The sequence below is a fragment of the Bacillus sp. RC251 genome, assembly GCF_044908765.1.
In the GTDB taxonomy this organism is placed as follows: domain Bacteria; phylum Bacillota; class Bacilli; order Bacillales; family Bacillaceae_G; genus Bacillus_A; species Bacillus_A wiedmannii.
Genome location: NZ_JBIYDP010000001.1, coordinates 1165506 through 1183938, shown reverse-complemented (window position 1 = coordinate 1183938; position 18433 = coordinate 1165506). Strand labels below are relative to the sequence as shown.

Annotated in this window: 9 protein-coding genes and 4 other annotated features (1 of these 13 running past the window's edge); of the genes, 1 reads left to right on the top strand and 8 read right to left on the bottom strand. The window is 35.0% G+C overall.

The annotated features are described in order from the left end of the window. Positions 1–9: 9 nt before the first annotated feature. The 3 genes from ABH961_RS06000 to ABH961_RS05990 all read right to left on the bottom strand — a co-directional run bounded on the left by ABH961_RS06000 (position 10) and on the right by ABH961_RS05990 (position 4886). Entirely contained in the window at positions 10–1350 is a 1341-nt protein-coding gene (locus ABH961_RS06000; protein WP_098076367.1) for a sodium-dependent transporter, read from the bottom strand. Positions 1351–1466: 116 nt separating this feature from the next. After that, positions 1467–1715: a binding site (T-box leader), on the bottom strand. A gap of 115 nt (positions 1716–1830) precedes the next feature. Further along, positions 1831–3117 (bottom strand): aspartate--tRNA(Asn) ligase, encoded by a 1287-nt coding sequence (gene aspS / locus ABH961_RS05995; protein WP_098076369.1) that lies wholly within the window; start codon positions 3115–3117, stop codon positions 1831–1833. A gap of 108 nt (positions 3118–3225) precedes the next feature. Further along, positions 3226–3437, bottom strand: a binding site (T-box leader). Positions 3438–3503: 66 nt separating this feature from the next. Then, the gene (locus tag ABH961_RS05990; RefSeq protein WP_116443125.1) at positions 3504–4886 is read right to left on the bottom strand and encodes a UDP-N-acetylmuramoyl-tripeptide--D-alanyl-D-alanine ligase; all 1383 of its coding nucleotides are present in this window, start codon (positions 4884–4886) and stop codon (positions 3504–3506) included. A 219-nt stretch (positions 4887–5105) separates the two neighbouring features. Here ABH961_RS05990 and ABH961_RS05985 point away from each other — a divergent pair, with 219 nt between their 5' ends. Next, positions 5106–5588 (top strand): hypothetical protein, encoded by a 483-nt coding sequence (locus tag ABH961_RS05985; protein ID WP_048540912.1) that lies wholly within the window; start codon positions 5106–5108, stop codon positions 5586–5588. Positions 5589–5691: 103 nt separating this feature from the next. Here ABH961_RS05985 and ABH961_RS05980 read toward each other — a convergent pair whose 3' ends face one another. From ABH961_RS05980 to argS, 5 genes are all read right to left on the bottom strand, one after another. After that, positions 5692–7203, bottom strand: coding sequence for a M36 family metallopeptidase (locus ABH961_RS05980; RefSeq protein ID WP_098076371.1), 1512 nt, complete (start codon positions 7201–7203; stop codon positions 5692–5694). A gap of 332 nt (positions 7204–7535) precedes the next feature. Further along, entirely contained in the window at positions 7536–10637 is a 3102-nt protein-coding gene (gene ileS / locus ABH961_RS05975; RefSeq protein WP_098076373.1) for an isoleucine--tRNA ligase, read from the bottom strand. A 54-nt stretch (positions 10638–10691) separates the two neighbouring features. Beyond that, positions 10692–10931: a binding site (T-box leader), on the bottom strand. Between the two features lie 99 nt (positions 10932–11030). Next, a complete protein-coding gene (locus ABH961_RS05970; protein WP_098076375.1) occupies positions 11031–15233 on the bottom strand; it encodes a bacteriocin-processing peptidase family protein in 4203 nt (1400 codons plus the stop codon). A 318-nt stretch (positions 15234–15551) separates the two neighbouring features. Further along, positions 15552–16430: a class I SAM-dependent methyltransferase gene (locus ABH961_RS05965; RefSeq protein ID WP_098076377.1), complete on the bottom strand. Its 879-nt coding sequence runs from the start codon at positions 16428–16430 to the stop codon at positions 15552–15554. 173 nt (positions 16431–16603) lie between these two features. Then, positions 16604–18292: an arginine--tRNA ligase gene (argS, locus tag ABH961_RS05960; protein WP_098076380.1), complete on the bottom strand. Its 1689-nt coding sequence runs from the start codon at positions 18290–18292 to the stop codon at positions 16604–16606. A 44-nt stretch (positions 18293–18336) separates the two neighbouring features. Next, positions 18337–18433: a binding site (T-box leader), on the bottom strand; it runs 119 nt beyond the window's last position.

The following is an 18433-nucleotide window of genomic DNA, read 5'->3' as shown; positions in this document are numbered from 1 at the left end:
CATTTAATTTTAAATAATCCCTATTACATTTAAAAAGACGATGATTATTGCAAGTGGTGCTATAAATCGAAGTAAAAACGCCCAACAAATAAATACTTTCTTTCCATAATTTCCACCTACAAAAAACTCTGCTTCTAGTACCTTCTTTTCCATTTTGAATGAAACAAAAATACTAATAAATAGTGCACCAAGTGGCATTAGTATATTACTAGATAAGAAGTCTACTGCATCAAAAATATTCTTTCCGAAAATCGTAATATCACTCCATACTCCAAATGATAACGCGGATGGTATACCTACTAAGAAAATGCCGAAACCGATTATCCATGATAATTTCGTTCTTTTTTCTTGTTCACCATTTGCTAATGCTGAAACAACTGTCTCTAGTAGAGAAAATGCCGATGTTAATGTTGCAAATGTAAATAGTGCAAGAAATACTGTTAAGAACAACCCGCCGAATGGAATTTGACTAAATACAGATGGTAATACGATAAATAATAATCCAGGTCCTTCTGTCGGCTCCATTCCTAATGAAAATACGGCTGGAAAAATAGCAAGACCTGCAAATAATGAAACAAATAAATTCAATCCAACAATTGTAACTGCTGATTTTGGTAAACTTTCTTTTTTATTTAAATACGAGCTATAGGTAACCATAATCGAAATCCCGATACTAATCGCAAAAAATGATTGTCCCATCGCGAATAAAATACTTTCTGAAGTAACCTTTGAAAAATCTGGTTGTAAGAAAAACTTCACACCTTGTATTGCATTATCAAGTGTTAATGAACGAATAATAAGAGCAACAAATAAAACAAACAATGCTGGCAACATATATTTACTTGCTTTTTCAATTCCATTTTGTACACCCTTTGATACAACCCAAATCGTAATGAACATAAAAGCGAAATGTCCCATAATCGCCCAAGCGGGATTTCCAATTGTTTCAGTAAATAACGCTCCATAATTTTGTCCCGGAGTAATAAGTTGTCCCGTTACTCCTCTGAATAAATAAATTAACACCCATCCACCTACAACACTATAAAACGAAAGTAGTATAAAACATGTTCCAACGCCAAGGCGTCCAATCCAGTGCCATCCTGTATTAGGTGCGATACTTTTAAATGCTCCAACTGCTTGTTTCTGTGTACTGCGCCCAATCATAAATTCAGCTATAAGTAGTGGTAATCCAATTAATACAGTAAATAATATAAAGATTAAAAAGAATGCCCCTCCCCCACTCTTCCCAGCGATATAAGGAAACTTCCATATTGCGCCAAGTCCAATTGCTGATCCTGCTGCAGCCATTATAAAACCTAATTTCGAAGTCCATTGCTCCGTCTGTTTCATCTTATTTTCCTCCTAATTACATCTTTTTATATAAATAATTAAATTCTATAAACCAATCCGAATAAACCCTCCATTTCTATTTCCATAAAATAAAAAAATGGCTCAACGTCTCTATATAAAGAGACGCTAAGCCATTTACTTAACGCGGTACCACCCTTATTGATTCCATTATGAATCCACCTTAGTAGTAATCGTTTGATTACAAACCTAATATCGAAGGTTAACCGTTAAGATTTACTAAGAATGTGATTCCGTTCCACCTTACTGCTCCTAGGCGAGTTCAGGATGTCATTTGACTATGTCACACCAACCCATAGCTCTCTGTACAAATATACGACCTTACTACTCCTATTCAACACATTTTAATATTTAGAATATATTTTCTTTTGAAATTAATATGAAGTATATAGGTTATATTTATAACTGTCAAGGGCTATATTAAAATTTGATGAGAAAATGCGTAATTTTCTTCCCCTATTATTAAGGGATAAGTCTTGTACAGTCCCTTGGAAAAGCACTCGCCTCTCGTACATTTATTAATTCTAATAGTTTGTATACAACTCTCTCTAATCCAATTCCAAAGCCACCGTGCGAGGGACAACCATATCGGAATGTATTTAAATAAGATTGAAACGTATCTGGATGTAATCCTTTTTCTTTAAAAGAAGTTAGTAACATTTCGTAATCATGAATTCGCTGCGCCCCTGAAGTTATTTCTAATCCTTTATATAGTAAGTCGAACGAATCAGTAATAGATGGATTCTCTTTATTTGGCATCGTATACATCGGCCTAGCTTCTTTCGGATAATGTGTAATGAAAACAAACTCACTCCTATATGTTTCCTTCACATATTTCCCTAGTAGCTTTTCACCTTCTGTATCTAAATCCCCAATTGGCGATTCTTTCCGGTATTTATTTTTCAAAATTTCTTGCGCTTGTAACAATGTAATTTTAGGTATTTCTGTAATAACAGGTACTTCTATTTGTAATAGTTGTAGTTCTTTTTCACAGTTTTTTGCTACTTGTTGAAACATATATCGTAAAACATCCGTTTCTAATTGCATCACTTCATAAAAATCATGAATAAATCCAAGTTCTACGTCTAACGATATATATTCATTCAAATGACGGGAAGAATTATGATGTTCCGCTCTGTAAACAGGTGCAACTTCAAAAACACGTTCTAACCCTCCAGCTACCATCATCTGTTTATAAAACTGTGGCGATTGTGCTAAATAAGCTTCTTTTTGAAAGTATGGAAGCTTAAAAACATTCGCTCCTCCTTCTGCCCCTTGTGAAACAATTTTCGGAGTAAATATACGTGTGAAATCGTTCTCTATAAGAAATTCACTAAAGCTCTGAACAAGTGTAGATTTCACTTTAAATATCGCCGCAGTTCTCTCATGTCTTAATGATAATACCCGCTCATTCAGTAGTTGATCTAAGCCAACTTGCAATTTCTTTTTATTTATTTCAAACGGAAGTGGTTCTGCGCGATTTAATATTTTCACGTCGTGAGCGAGCACTTCAACTCCTAATTCTGTTTTCGAAGTCTCTACTATCTGACCTACTACTTGAACGACACTTTCCACATCTACCTTATATCCAGCTAACTCATTTTCTAGTACACATTGCATAACTCCTGATCGATCCCTTATTAATAAAAAACTAATATTACCTAGATGACGAATTTTTTTTACCCATCCTTGAAGTAATACAACCTTGCCGCCTTGCTCCGTACATTCTTTTGTGAGTGAACGCTTCATTACATTTCCCTCCAGTAATTTTATATTTATTTACGTTATTGTTGTTGTCATCGTCATCATCCACGGTCACTCACCTCCTTTCAAAGAATACAAAAATCCGCCCCTATAAATAGGGACGGATTGTTCCGCGGTACCACCCAAATTGTCATAATGACCATCTTAGCCCAGATAACGGTAGGTACCGTTTGCTTTTACTAATTATCACGTTCAAAGCAACACTCACAGGTGTCTTTCCATCATGCGGTATCGCAATCTTCTCAGCAACCGATTGCTCTCTGTAGACCTTTGCATCATGTACTTTTCCTGATCCTCACTTTTTATATTTACAGAGTATTCTATCTCTTTGTTTTATAAAACGCAAGCCTTTTTAAATATATTTTGATCTTTCATATCCAATTTTGTACAATCTCCTCTAAAGCCATTCCACGTGAGCCTTTCAATAATATGATATCCTTTTTCGTTATAACTTTTGATACTTCCTCTGCTATCTTAGCTTTACTATTAAATGACTGTACTTTTCCTATATCGTATTTCTTTCTCGCTTCTTCCGCTACAATTTCAGCTAACTCTCCATAAGTGAATACATATTGAATGCTCTCTTGATTTAACATTTTACCAATTTCTCTATGATATGTTTCAGCATTCTTCCCTAACTCCAACATATCCCCAATTACTATCATTTTTTTCTTATAGGCATTTAATGTCTGTAACGTTTCAATTGCGGCCTTCATTGAAGAGGGACTGGCATTCCATGCATCGTTAATAATTGTAAAACCTGTTTTAGCAGTTAAAAATTGAAAGCGCATATGAGTAATATTTACTTGTCGCAATGCTTTCTGTATTTTTTCTGTGGGGACATTATAAAATTGACCTACGGCGATTCCGACAATCGCATTTAAAATATTATGTTTTCCATGCAAGGGAACATCGTACTGTATTTTTGAATCATTTAATTTAAAATGAACACCATATTCATCTAATTGCACGTTTGTTGGAAACAAATCATTTGTATACTTTTCACCAAATGCCTTACAAGTTATACTCGATAAATTCTTATTTTTCAACAGCAATGGCTCATCACCATTATACAAACATAATCCTTCATCTTTTAATCCATCAATAATTTCTAATTTAGCCTTCGCAATTTCTTCTTTTGATCCAAGCGTCTCTAAGTGAGAATGACCAATCATTGTAATGATCACTACATCTGGCTGTGCTATTATTGATAAGTTTCGAATTTGTCCTTTTTCACTCATCCCCATTTCAAGAATTAAAAACTCTGTATCTCGTTTCATTTCTAAAATAGTTAATGGTAAACCGATTTGACTATTAAAGTTTCCCTTTGTTTTATGCACACGATGAGTTGTACTTACAATCGTGCTTATTATATCTTTTACCGTTGTCTTGCCATTACTACCTGTAATTCCAATTACTTTTACATTTAGCTCTTTCCGATAAAATTGTGCCAATTGTTGCAAAGCAAATAAAGTATCATCTACAAATATAATTGGCATCCCTTTTGGCGGAGTGCTGTAAGACTTTTTCCATAAGGAAGCGACAGCTCCATTATCGAATGCCTCTTTTACATAATCATGTCCATCTTTCACCCTAATGATTGGAACAAATACACTTCCTTCTTTAATGCTTTTGGAATCTATGCAGACACCATGTATCTCTATGTGATGAAATGATTCTTGTAACCCTTCACCGCCTACTACCTCTTCAAGTTTTTTCAAATTCATTTGAATCAAATTATCACCTTTTTCCATTTCATTACATAATTTCCGTTTCATTTACGCATATTGATAAAGTGAAACTTTAATCAGTGGGGATTTTGTTCCTCCCCACTGATTATCAGCCCTCACCAATCGGGCTTTTACGGTAAGCCCGCCCCCCCACCTAACTTCTTTGCTTTCCCTGAATTTTGAGGTGGAGGGTCTTACTGCCCGGCAAATAGCGGGATAAAAATTTTATAGCGAGGTGTTTATATGAAAAAAGCGATTAGTTTCTTTCTTCTTTTGTTATGCCTAATTGCAGTGAATGAAACATACGCCTATTCACCAAAATCTTTACCAATCTCCCAAAACTCTGATCAATGGAAAGTGAATATTGATGAACCGAAGAACATAGATAAAAATATGCTTCAAGCTAAAGAAGATGAATTTAAAACATATCAATTTTCAGTAAAAAATGTTGGTAACAGTGAAGTATATAACGTACAAGTCGAAGTATTCCGCAACGAGCCAAAAACGAAAACGAAATATGAACTTTTCTCACGAAAGGAAAGTCGCTTAGCAAGTGGAAAAACTGGATTTGAACATACTAATTTTCCAGTTGCCACAAAAGCAGATGAAGTTGATGTAATCATTACTTGGCAAGAACACCCTTTCCGCTCCATGAGAAACGGTCAAAAAGTTGAGTCTAGAAAATTTAAAGAGCATTTTGTTTTTAAAGACGATAAAAACAACTAGAATACGGATGAATTTACATTAGCATTCCTATAGCTTACTTTACTAGTACCAGTGCTTAAGCAAATTAAAAAGTCGTGGCTTATAAACGCCACGACTTTTTATATTAATTCGTACTAATTCCTCTTGCTGCCCAAATACGATCGATATCAGCAGCATGTTGTCCGCCATATAAAAGAGCATCCGCTTGCTTAATCGCTTTTGCTCCATCACTGAATTTAGAGTTTGGTGTTAATGACCAGTGTGATTGTAAAATAATTTTCGTTGCTACATCACGTCCAAAAGCTTGTGCCATCTCATATTGACCTTGTGCCCAAATTTCCCCATCATCATGTACCTCATTTGTAACATCTTTCGGATACACTTTATTCGTATCTAATCGGCGCAAGCACGTCGGATCTGAACTAGAATAAGCAGTCGCATCCCATTCTCCAACACATGCTTTTCCGTAGCCTGTTGTCGATACTGCATCTTCATACGTAGCACCTAAGAAGTCACCAAATCCTTCTCCCATCGCTCCGCCTTCTGCAGAACTACCAAAGCCAGGTACTTGGTTATCTTGAATGGAATGCCCGTATTCATGTGCGATAATACCAGCATCTTCTGCATCATCTACTCCGCCAGTACCAAAAGTTAAAGCTTTCGTTGTCGGAGAATAAAATGAGTTATCCGCCGTCGTTCCATTCACATTCACTTTAATAGAGCGATTATTAATATTTTTAAATCCTAACCCTTGAATGTAACGCTGTAATGTATCGATATGATAATACGACATAACATCTTCAAAGCTATCATTTGCACGTGTATAGTTAAATTGTAAATTTGTAGATTTTGTTTTTGCTTTTGAAGAAATCGTCACATACTCTCCAATTAAAAATCCTGTCCCATCTAAACCTTTTAACGTAACAGTCTTCAATTGATTCGTTAACGCTGTTGAATCCGCATCGTTATTATCTTTTAAGCCTACTTTACTACCGCTAGATACGACTGGATTAGGTAAAAATACTTTTCCTGTCCCTTCAGCTTTTCGGTTTATATCAACCTTTTTAATTAACTTCCCATTTTCCGCATCAATAAATGTTTCCCATGCACCAAATGGATTATTAGAATGGACTACCACTTTATATACTGGACGAGCAATTCCCTCTTCCACAATATATCCGAATTCTTTCTCTGTAGGAGCCCATAAGTTTTGCTCACTTGCTTCTCCAACATACGCCATTGATTTTTGTATTGCATCTTTTTCACTAATTTTTGTCGTTACTTCCTTCACACCTTTGACGGATTGATAATCAGAAACAGCAAGTACGCCCTTTCCCTCTCCGTTAAGAGTAACTGTAATTTGTTTTGAAAATACAGGTGTACCATTAACAACTTGCTGGAACCTAACATATGAAGCTACTGACGTTTCTGTTGTAGAAATATATTGCAAGTCTGAAAGGTCTGTTTTTAATCCATACTGCGCAGCATTTTCTTTTAAATATTCAGTTGCTTTTTTCTGCGGCGAATAAGCTTCTAGCTTTACTTGCTGCTGTTTTTCCAATGCCGAAACCGTAGAAATCGTCCCCATTACTAACGGTACAGTCATTGCCATTGCCACCATTTTTTTATTAAACATAGAACCACTCCCCCTAATAAAGTAGCTCAACCTTATCCCATTACCACTAGGCAATCATTCCCCACAAAATGGGGGGATAAAAATTGAATCTACGAGTAATTCTCTATAAACAATTCTATTACCTTTCCATTTAGGTTGAGTGAAATTTTCTCAATATTTATGTATAAAATGAGAAAAATACTGTAGAAATATATTTCTACAGTATTTTCTTTAGTGTGCTATGAAGAAAGACATTTACTAGAGGACCTATCGAACGGATTATGAGAAAGTTAGCCGGATAAATTTCCATCATACAAAAAGGAAGTTGGAATGATTCCAACTTCCTTTTTTCTTTAATGAGCCGCGCTTAATTTAATTCGAACTTTCGCTTCACCTAAAGATAGTTCATCGTCTTCATTCGTTAAGTGATCAAATGTAAATTGCTTAACGAGTAAATTTTCTTCCAATAAATCTTTATGGTTCGTTAATGTTCGTTGTAGCTCTTCCTCTGTATCAAGAATAACATCTACTCGTAAATTAACCGGTAAATTTAACTGCTTACGATATTCTTGAACCGCTCGAATAAATTCACGCGCCACTCCTTCTTGTAACAACTCTTCTGTTACATTCGTATCTAACATAACTGTATATTGTCCGTTAGTCGTATTAGAGAACCCTGATTTCGCAACTTTCTCTACTACTACATCTTCAGCCGTTACAACTACTTCTTCTCCTGGTGCAGTTTCGTAAACTGCTCTTTCTGTAGATACAAAGTGTTGTACTTCTTCTTTTGATAATTGTTTTAACCATCCATTTATTGCATTCACATTTTTACCAAACTTCGGCCCAGCTGTTTTAAAGTTCAACTTTAATTGATAGGACGTGTATTTCGTTTCATCGAGTTCAACATGAAACGCTTTGACATTTAGCTCATCCATGACGATATCACGATAAGATTCCCAATCCATATCATTTTCATTATGCGCTAGTAATACAAGTTCCGCTAACGGCTGTTTTACTTTTAAAGAATGTTGATTACGGTTACTTCTTCCTAGTTCAACAACTTGTAAAACAGCATCCATTTCCGCTTCTAGTTTCGGCTGAAGTAGTGATTCATTTACAACTGGATAATCCTCTAAATGAACGCTACTTCCAGTTAAATTCAAATGAATATCCTCAGCGACAAACGGTGTAAATGGTGCAATTAACTTACTAATTGTCACAAGTACTTCATGTAGTGTCTCATAAGCAGCTGCTTTTTCAGCATTCATACCAGATTCCCAGAAACGATTACGTGATCGTCTTACGTACCAGTTACTTACTTCATCTACAAGCGCCGCGATTTCACGAGCTGCATTCGTAAATTGATAATCATCAAGTGCTATTCTCACTTTTTTCGTTGTGCTATGCAATCTTGATAATACCCATTCATCCAATTTCGTCCGCTTTACATCATACGTTTCTTTCGGATTATACCCATCTAAATTTGCATATAAAACGTAGAAGCTATACACATTGACTAATGTATCTACAAACTTAGATTTTGCTTCCAGTACTGTTTTTTCAGAAAAACGTTTCGCATTCCACGGTGCACTGTCAACGAGTAGCGCCCATCTTAAAGCATCTGCACCAAACTGATTTACTAAATCAACTGGATCTAGTGCATTCCCCTTACTTTTAGACATTTTCTGTCCTTCTTCGTCTAATACATGTCCTAGTGATAACACTCGTTTATAAGGCACTTTTCCTGTATATAGTGCTGATACTGCTAATAAACTATAAAACCATCCACGTGTTTGATCAATGCCTTCTGCAATAACATCCGCTGGGAACTGTTCTTCAAATAACTCTTTATTTTCAAATGGATAATGATATTGCGCAAATGGCATAGAACCACTATCAAACCAAACATCAATTACTTCTGGTGTACGATTCATTGTACTTCCGCATTTTTCACAGCAAACTTGCACTTCATCTACATATGGCTTATGCAATTCCAAATCTTCCGGTGTTTCTTTTGTACTATGCTTTCTTAAATCAGCAATGCTTTTCGGTGCGAATTGATGATCGCAACTTTCACATTCCCATACGTTTAATGGTGTTCCCCAATATCTATTTCGGCTAATATTCCAGTCCACCATATTTTCTAAAAACTTACCAAAGCGTCCATGTTTCATATGGTCTGGATACCAAGTAACAGAATCGTTATTTTGCAAAAATGTATCTTTAATTGCAGTTGTTCGGATTAACCAACTCTCTCCTGCATAATAAAGAAGTGGTGAATCACAACGCCAGCAATGTGGGTAGCTATGTTCATACTTTTCTTTATGATATAGTAAGCCTTCCTTTGCTAAATGACGAACAATATCCACGTCACAATCTTTTACAAATTTCCCTTTCAAAAATGGTACTGCTTCTGTATACTCACCTTTCTCATCTACAACATGCAAGAATGACAATCCTTCACTTTGAACGACTCTATAATCGTCCTCCCCATATGCTGGAGCGATATGAACGAGTCCTGTACCACTATCTGCCGTGACAAAATCTGCTGCGATAACGTGATAGCCATTTGTAACTTCTTTCATTGGAAATGGCGGCATATAAGATGTGTTTACTAATTCTTCACCTTTATGAACGGATAATACTTCATAGTCTTCTTTTAATACATCTTGTACACGTTCTTTCGCAACAATGTATACATGACCTTCTTGTTTCGCTTTCACGTATTCCATATTTGGATGTACAGCGAGCGCAACATTTGCTGGAAGTGTCCAAGGTGTCGTTGTCCACCCTAGGAAATATTCATTTTCACTATCTTTTACTTGAAACTTAACTGTTGCACTTAAGTCTTTTACTGTTTTATACCCTTGTGCAACCTCATGTGAACTTAGTGAAGTTTGACAACTTGGGCAGTATGGTGAGACTCTATGCCCTTTGTACAATAATCCTTTTTCATGAATCGTCCCTAAAATATGCCATACACTTTCGATATATGGATTCTCTAGCGTAACGTATGGATCATCCATATCTACCCAATAACCGATGCTTTCAGTGAATTCACGCCACTGCTTCTCATATGTGAATACACTCTCTTTACACTTCTGAATAAATGGCTCAATTCCATACTCTTCAATTTCATGTTTACCAGAAATACCGAGTTGCTTCTCAACACCTAATTCTACAGGTAAACCGTGTGTATCCCATCCCGCTTTTCGTAGCACTTTATAACCAGCCATCGTTTTATATCTCGCTACTACATCTTTAATTGTCCGTCCAAGTGCATGTCCGACGTGTGGTAAACCGTTCGCCGTTGGTGGTCCTTCATAAAATACGAAAGACTGTGCGCCTTCTCGATTCTGAATTGATTGCTCGAAAATACTTTGCTCGTTCCACTGCTTACGAATACGTGTTTCCCTCCCTACAGCTGACTCTTTTACATCTACTTTCTTCATCTACAATCACTCCTTTTGAATATTTTAAAGCACACAAAAAACCCGTCCCTATGAAGTAGGGACGGGTTTAACCGCGTTACCACCCTAATTCTATTAGCTCTTCGCTAATAGCACTTAGCAACGTACTATCATACGTGTTCTTTGTAACGGTAGACATCCGTCCGGGCTTACTTATTTTCAGCCTCGGCTCCTCGGAGATGATTTTCAAATAACGTCTGCACACCGGCTTTCAGCTATACACCGGCTCTCTGGGGAACAATTCATTATTTTACTCGTTCTCGTCTTCAGATTTGTATACTTTATTAAAAGCTATTTTATGCCATTGGGCAATAAATTGTCAACCAATTCGAAACATACATTTAATTATACCCTTTTTTCACAATTCCTATACAATTATTTCTTAAATTCTTGTATTCCGGCTAAATCTTCATCTTCTTCAATAAGCTCAGCAAAGAATCCTGATTCATCCTCACGAAGAACAATTTCAAGCTCTTGCTTCGCCTCTTCAATTCTATTTAACTGTGCTAAATAACAAGCGCGATCGTATCTTGCTAACAAATCACTCGCATCTATTGTTAATACATCATTTGTTATTTTTTCTGCCTTTAGTGTTTGTCCGGCACCATGATACGAAGATGCTAAAGAAAGAAGAATTGCTGCTTCATTTGGATGATGTATAGACGCATTTTCCAATACATGAATTGCCTCTTCAAACCTTTCTTGACTTTGATACATTTCTCCTAAAGCAAGAAACGCTCTACTTACAAACGGTGTTTGCTCCGTTAATTGTAAGGTAATCTTTTCTGCTTTTCTTTCTTCTCCTATTTTAAAGAATACTTGTGCTTGTAAAAGAAGCGTATCATAATCATCTGGTAACTCTCGAACCATTTGCTTCGTTAATTCTGAAGCATCCCGTAACATATCTTCTTCCTCACACGCCATGAAAAGATTTACAAGTTGCTTCGCTATATCGTAATCCCATTTATTTTCTAACGATGTTTGCAATACATCTATCGCCTCTTTATACATCGCCACATTCTCGTAAAATAGTGAAAATCGCTGCGCTGCCATACTATTTTTTTGATTTAACTTTAATGAGATTTCATATAAATCAATAATTGTAGTAATAATCGAAATTTCTTTCGCACGGTTTTTCATGCGATAAAAAGCTCTTGTAATTATGGATTTCTTCGGCTGTTCATTTTGTTGACGTTCAATCCATCTTTCCGTCACCGCAGATGCAGCATACATAAATGCCATACTTCTTTCTGCCTTCTTCACCTTTAATGTATGAAGAAAATCTCGTATATTAGACAATTTCTTATGTTGTTCTATCGCTTTTACATACACATCAAATATTCGTTCATTATTTGCATCTTTTTGTATAACTTTCATTGCAATTTCAATTGCTTTTGCATTTCTTTTTTTCACTAACACTTTGGCATAATGATATAGAACTTCTATATGCTCACTATCTAATTGAAGTGCCTCTTCAATCTGTGCTTGTTCTTTATCTATTTCATCCATCGCTCCATACACATATGCAATCGCATCTAATCGCCATATTTCAGGTGCTTCGTCCGCTAATTGTTCTAGTTCTGTCAGTAACTCTTCCTGAAGACTCATTTCTACTGAAAGCTGTGCCAAATATTCCATATTAATATGCATCGGCTCTTCTTTCATAGCCTGAACCATATGACTTTGTTCTTTAGAACGATTTTCTTCTTTTTCATATATTTCTGCAAGCTGTAAATGCACACCTACGAAATTCTCATCAAGCTCTAAACATGTTTCATACGCTTGTTTTGCTTCCGGCAATTGTCCTAATGCCATAAGTATTTCACCAATTCGGTAATACGGTAATGCCGTTTCCTTTTGTTCTATCGCCTTATTATACCTTTTCATCGCTTGGCCGTACTGCCCAATAGATTCATATAAAATACCTGTATAACAACCGTATTCGCTTATTTCATTTCTTTCTTTGTGTAACGTTCTTAAGAATGCTATACCTCTTTGTACAAATACCGTTCCTTTAATTCGATTCACATATTCATCTAACGCACTTGCCACATTATATTCACTCTGCTTTATACCACTCTCTAACTTAGACAAAGCTACTTTAAACCCTTCTTCATTTCCACCAAGTTCAACCTCAGCATCCCATAGAACCATTCCCGCATTCATAAGAAAATCTTGGCTCTTTTCAATTTGTTTTTCAATACCGAGAATATATTGTTTCGCTTCCTTGTATTGTTCTTTCGCCATATAAACTTGCGTAAGTCCAAAGTGAGAATAAACATCATCATGATTTTCTTCTAAAGCACGATTATACAATGTTTCTGCTTCTTCCAGACTATCATTTTGAAAATGATAGTCACCGAGTTTTACGTATAGAGGTGCCTTATCGTCACAATTCTCAATACCTTTTAATAAAATTTCTTTCGTACTTTCCTCATCCTTCAAATCAGACTCGTATATTTCCGAAAGTTTCGTATAGATGTAAGGTGCATTACTATCCAAATAAATCGCTACTTTAAGCCCTTTTATCGCTAAATGTAATTTCCCTAAATGATGCGCACATCTCGCGCGCTCATACCATACATGTGCCTCATTTTTATTCTCTCTTAATAAGTCATTAAAAATTTCATACGCTTCTTCATATCTTTCTAAATCTATTAATATTAATCCGTGATTCGTTAAAGTGAATCTTTCTGGACTACGTTCTAAAGCAACTTGAGAAAACTGCAACGCCTTTTCAGATTGATCGATATACATGTATGATAGAGCGAGAAAACTCCAAGCAATCGGCTGATCTGCGTCTAATTGTAATGATGTACGAAAACTTGAAATCGCTTCTATATAACTTTCCTGTTCAAAAGCATATCTTCCGTTTATTAAATGATATAAAGCACGATTATTTTTCTTCTCAACACTTGTCAGCATTTGCCCGGCTTTTTCTAATTCTTGAAGGCGAATAAAGCACTGCGCACCATGCAATTTAACAAAATCTGAGTTCGGAAACTTCTCCATTAACTTTTCAATACAACATATAATAAACTCATTATCTACTTCAACATCTAAATGCTTAACTGTATATAACCACGTATTCGGATTATCACTCGACTCTTTTAAAAATTGTACTAAGTTATAAATCCCCTCTTTATCATGTTCATCTAAATGATCCGTAAGAGAAAAAATAGATTTAAAATAATAATTTTCTTCTTCATTAAAAAATGCTAATTGCTCCTTCTTTTCTTTCGGAACAAACGTAATCGCTAAACAACCTGTGTAACGATATTTTTCTTGTAACTTACTATATTCCACAATAACTGGTTCTATAAAGTTCGGATCTTGAACATAAAAAGCTTGTAACGTATCATCATATCCAGATAGCACTTGTACATGTGAAGCATGCTCAATATCTATACTTAATAAAACAGGAATCCCTTCATCCAGCAGTCTCTTATAATTTTCCTCATTCCCTTTAAAATAACGATATTCATAACCTAATTCTTCTAAATAAGAAACAGTATCTGAAAACTTTGAGCCTGTCATATCAAAAATAAACTCTGCTATTTCATCTTGTGTACGTTTTTCTCCCCATAACTGCAACATCATTTCTAAACTTGTCGGAACACAATAATTATCCTTTTGTACAATAGGAACTATCGGTAAGTGCACCTTTTTTCCATCTGGATTTTTTTCTAAATTATGATATAAAGACTCTTTTAAACTTTTTTCTTCTTTTAATAACTGTTGTAAATCTACAAGTTTATTCATTTTGTAAAGCGCTTCTGCACGTAAATGTACAAAGTAAGCTTTATACGCATGATAAGGAAGCTGATTATTTATGTTATCTATTACCGCTAACATTTCTTCATACTTCCTTAAATCTAATAAATATTTTACCTTTTCAAAATGAAAATATGGTACTTGCGGGAACTTTACAATCGCATCATCAATTAGCTGTAATGCACGTTTTTGTTCTCCTTGATTCGCATATAATTGTGATAATAAATAGGTAGATAGCTCTTCACAATCTTTATGCTGCATGCCGGCTATAAATTGTTCTTCTGCTTTCTCCCATTCACCTGTATGCATATAGACGTAGCCCCATTTATCAAATACGGCACGTGAACTGTACTCCTCTGCCTTTTGCATATAGATTAGGGCTTCTTCATTTCGTTTCATTTCCAACAAACATCGTACTAACGTAAAATATGTTTTCGCTAAAAGATCAGCTTCTATTTCTTCTTTACTTACCTCTTCTAATGAGTCTTTTAACAACTGTTCTACTTCAAGTATTTTCCGCTCATCAATTAACTCATCACAATATAAAGAGAGCGTTCTCATATTTGGGAATTTTTTGTAGGCGTAGCGAATGAGGAATGAACTGTATTGGTGCATAAGCCCTTCATCAGTAAGACGTATTAATATGTCAAACTCCTTATGTGAAGGAACACTAGCAAGCCAACTCTTCAAATAAGATAAAGTATTCTTTTCTTTTATATATGAAATTTCATTATTTATTTCCTGTAATCCATCTATAAATCTCTTGTCTTTCAAACAAGCATCTAACTGCTTAAAATCTAGCATGTATTCACCTCGAATATTTATTTGTACTGCTACTTGCTTAGATTTTACACATCATATTGTAGGTATTCAACTAAAATCTCTTATAATGGATGGTATTAATTAATATTATTCAAATTTATAACAAAATATAGTAAAAATGATTGTTTTTCTCCATATTTTGTTTAATTAAATGGAATAACGTAACATGAGGATTTTATCTTTTGGAAGCTGAAATCCGTACATGAAATTATATCGGCGATAATTTAAATATATCAGCGATTATACGGTGGATGTCGACTTACCGACAAAAAATGACACTCCTCAATAAATCGCTATCTTTTAACATACTATTTCACCAAATGTAATTTTCATATTCGGAGCATATACTAAAGAAGAATGTAGATGAAATGCCTTAAAAAATCGGAGTTCAGCTTCATATTGAGCTAGCGCATCATCATATGTTAATCCTCTAGCCATTAAACGTTCTGTAAAATGCTGTTTATCACCCGGATCCCCTGCAATCCCCTCTTCTTTTAATGAATGATACAACCTTTGTTTATCATTATTGTGCATATTGGAATCTAAAAAGTTCACTTTATCACTTACTCTACATTCAATATTTTTTACGCCTAGTTCACTTAAACACATCGGTATTTTCATACCAATATTTCCATCTTTTCCGCTTCTCTGCATGTCATTTTCAAATAACTTCTGCAAAGCACCTAGCCTAATAATTTCCGATTGATTCTCTCCATCTAAAAAGTATGAAGACATATTTGATATCCAATGTGGTTCAAAACAGATTATTTTTCCGCCCTTTTTAATTGAATGTATCATTTTTTTTAGCATCATTTTTGGCGAACTCATATGTAATAAGAAAGCATGACAAATTGCTATATCATATGTATCTTTCAATTCAATTTCTGTAGCATCTCCCTCAAGAAATTCTGTCTCATACGGAAGTAAACGAAACAACTCTCTCGCTTCAGATAATAATGTTTCTCCACTATCAATGCCTGTATACTTTGATCCTTCTGGAAGTAAAGGCATTAATAATAAGCCTAAATAACCATATCCACAACCATAATCAATAATATGTACTGGCTTAGTAATCTTCCAAACCATATTTACTAAAAAGCTTACATAATCGTCGTTGTAATATAAATCTCTTGTGTTTTTTAAATATGCTAGTTTACTGTTCCAATCGTATGTTTCCAAATTTCACGCCTCCTTTATATATGACATTACAATTCTCCATTTAATAAGGACATTCCTACACTTGAAACAATTCTAGAAAAATTTAGATTTAATAAAATAAAACTTCTGCTTTCACATTTTCTATAAAAATAAATAGGCATACATATCTACTATGATACGTATACCTATTTGTTTCACATCTCCTCAGGAGCCTCTACCCCAAGTAAACGTAATCCCTCTTTTAATACAACTGTCACAGCATAAACTAATGCCAGTCTACTTTCTTTCTCTTCGCTCTCTTCCAATATACGAACATTACCGTAGTATTTATTGAACGATTGTGCTACATCTAATACGTATTTCGAAATGATTGATGGCTCATTTTTGTTGAAGGCTGCTTCAATTACTTGCGGGAATTTATTTAGTAATTTTACGACGCTCCAGCTATGATCATCTTTTAATGCAAACATACACGTTTCAAATTCTATACTTTTTTTTCTTAAAATAGAGCAAGCACGTGCATGTGTGTACTGTACGTACGGTCCTGTTTCACCTTCAAATTTCAGCATGTTTTCTAATGAGAATTCGATATTATGCATACGCTCGTTTTTTAAATCGTGAAATATAATTGCGCCAACACCGACTTGCTTCGCTACTTCTTCTTTCTGTTTTAAGTTTGGATTTTTCTCTTCAATATTTTGTTTTGCAAGGTCTATTGCTTCTTCAAGTACTTCTTCAAGTAAAATAACTCTTCCTTTACGTGTCGACATTTTCTTACCGTCTTTTAAAATGAACCCAAACGGTACATGTTCCATACCCTCAACCCAATTGTAACCAAGCTTTTTTAATACAGTGAAAAATTGATTAAAATGTAAACTTTGTTCTGGGCCAACTACATATAACGCTTTATCAAATGCATATGTGTTTTGACGGTATACAGCTGCCGTTAAGTCACGTGTTGCGTAAATCGTCGCACCATCTGATTTTCTAATTAAGCAAGGCGGCATTCCCTCTTCTTCTAAATTAACGACTAACGCGCCGTCAGACTCTTCAAGCAAATCATGTTCTTCTAAAATTCCAATAAAATCTTCCATTAAATTATTATAAAAAGCTTCTCCTTGAAAATTAGTAAATTCAACACCGAGAAGTTCATAAATACGAGAAAATTCTTTTAAGGATTCGTGACGGAACCAATTCCAAAGCTCAACCGCTTCTTCATCACCTTCTTCTAATTTCTTAAACCAAGCACGTCCATCTTCTTCTAGTGCTTCGTCGGTTTTTACCTCTTCATGGAATTGAACATATAACTTAAATAGCTCACGGATTGGATCTTCTTTAACTACTGCTTCATTTCCCCATTTTTTATAAGCCGTAATTAACTTTCCAAACTGTGTTCCCCAATCCCCAATATAATTAATTCCTACAACTTCATAACCACATTTTTCAGCGATATGTTTCAATGAATTACCTATCATCGTAGAACGTAAATGCCCCATTGAAAAAGGTTTCGCGATATTCGGAGAGGAATAATCGATAACTACCGTTTTTTCACAGCCAAAGTGATTTTGACCGTACTCTTCTTTCTCCGATAAAACCGTTTTTAATACTGCATCACTTACAATTTCACGATTAAAAAATACATTTACGTAAGGACCAACGGCCTCTACTTTCGTAAAAAATGGATTACTTAATTTCTCCGCAACTTCCTTTGCGATAATAGCTGGTGATTTTTTATATTGTTTCGCAAGTGAAAAACATGGAAATGCCGCATCTCCGAATTCATCTTGTTTCGGCGTTTCGATTAAATCTAAAATTTGATTTTGTGTTAATTCATTTGTAAAAATATTGGATAAACTTTTTGCAAACTGCTTTTTATAATCCATACTACAACCTCCTTCATTTTTAAAACACAAAAAACTCGTCTCTAAAAAGAGACGAGTTTAAACCCGTGGTACCACCCTTGTTGTTCATTACGAACCACTTTCCCGTTTATAACGAGGACAGGGGGCCTCGGCTTACTCTAA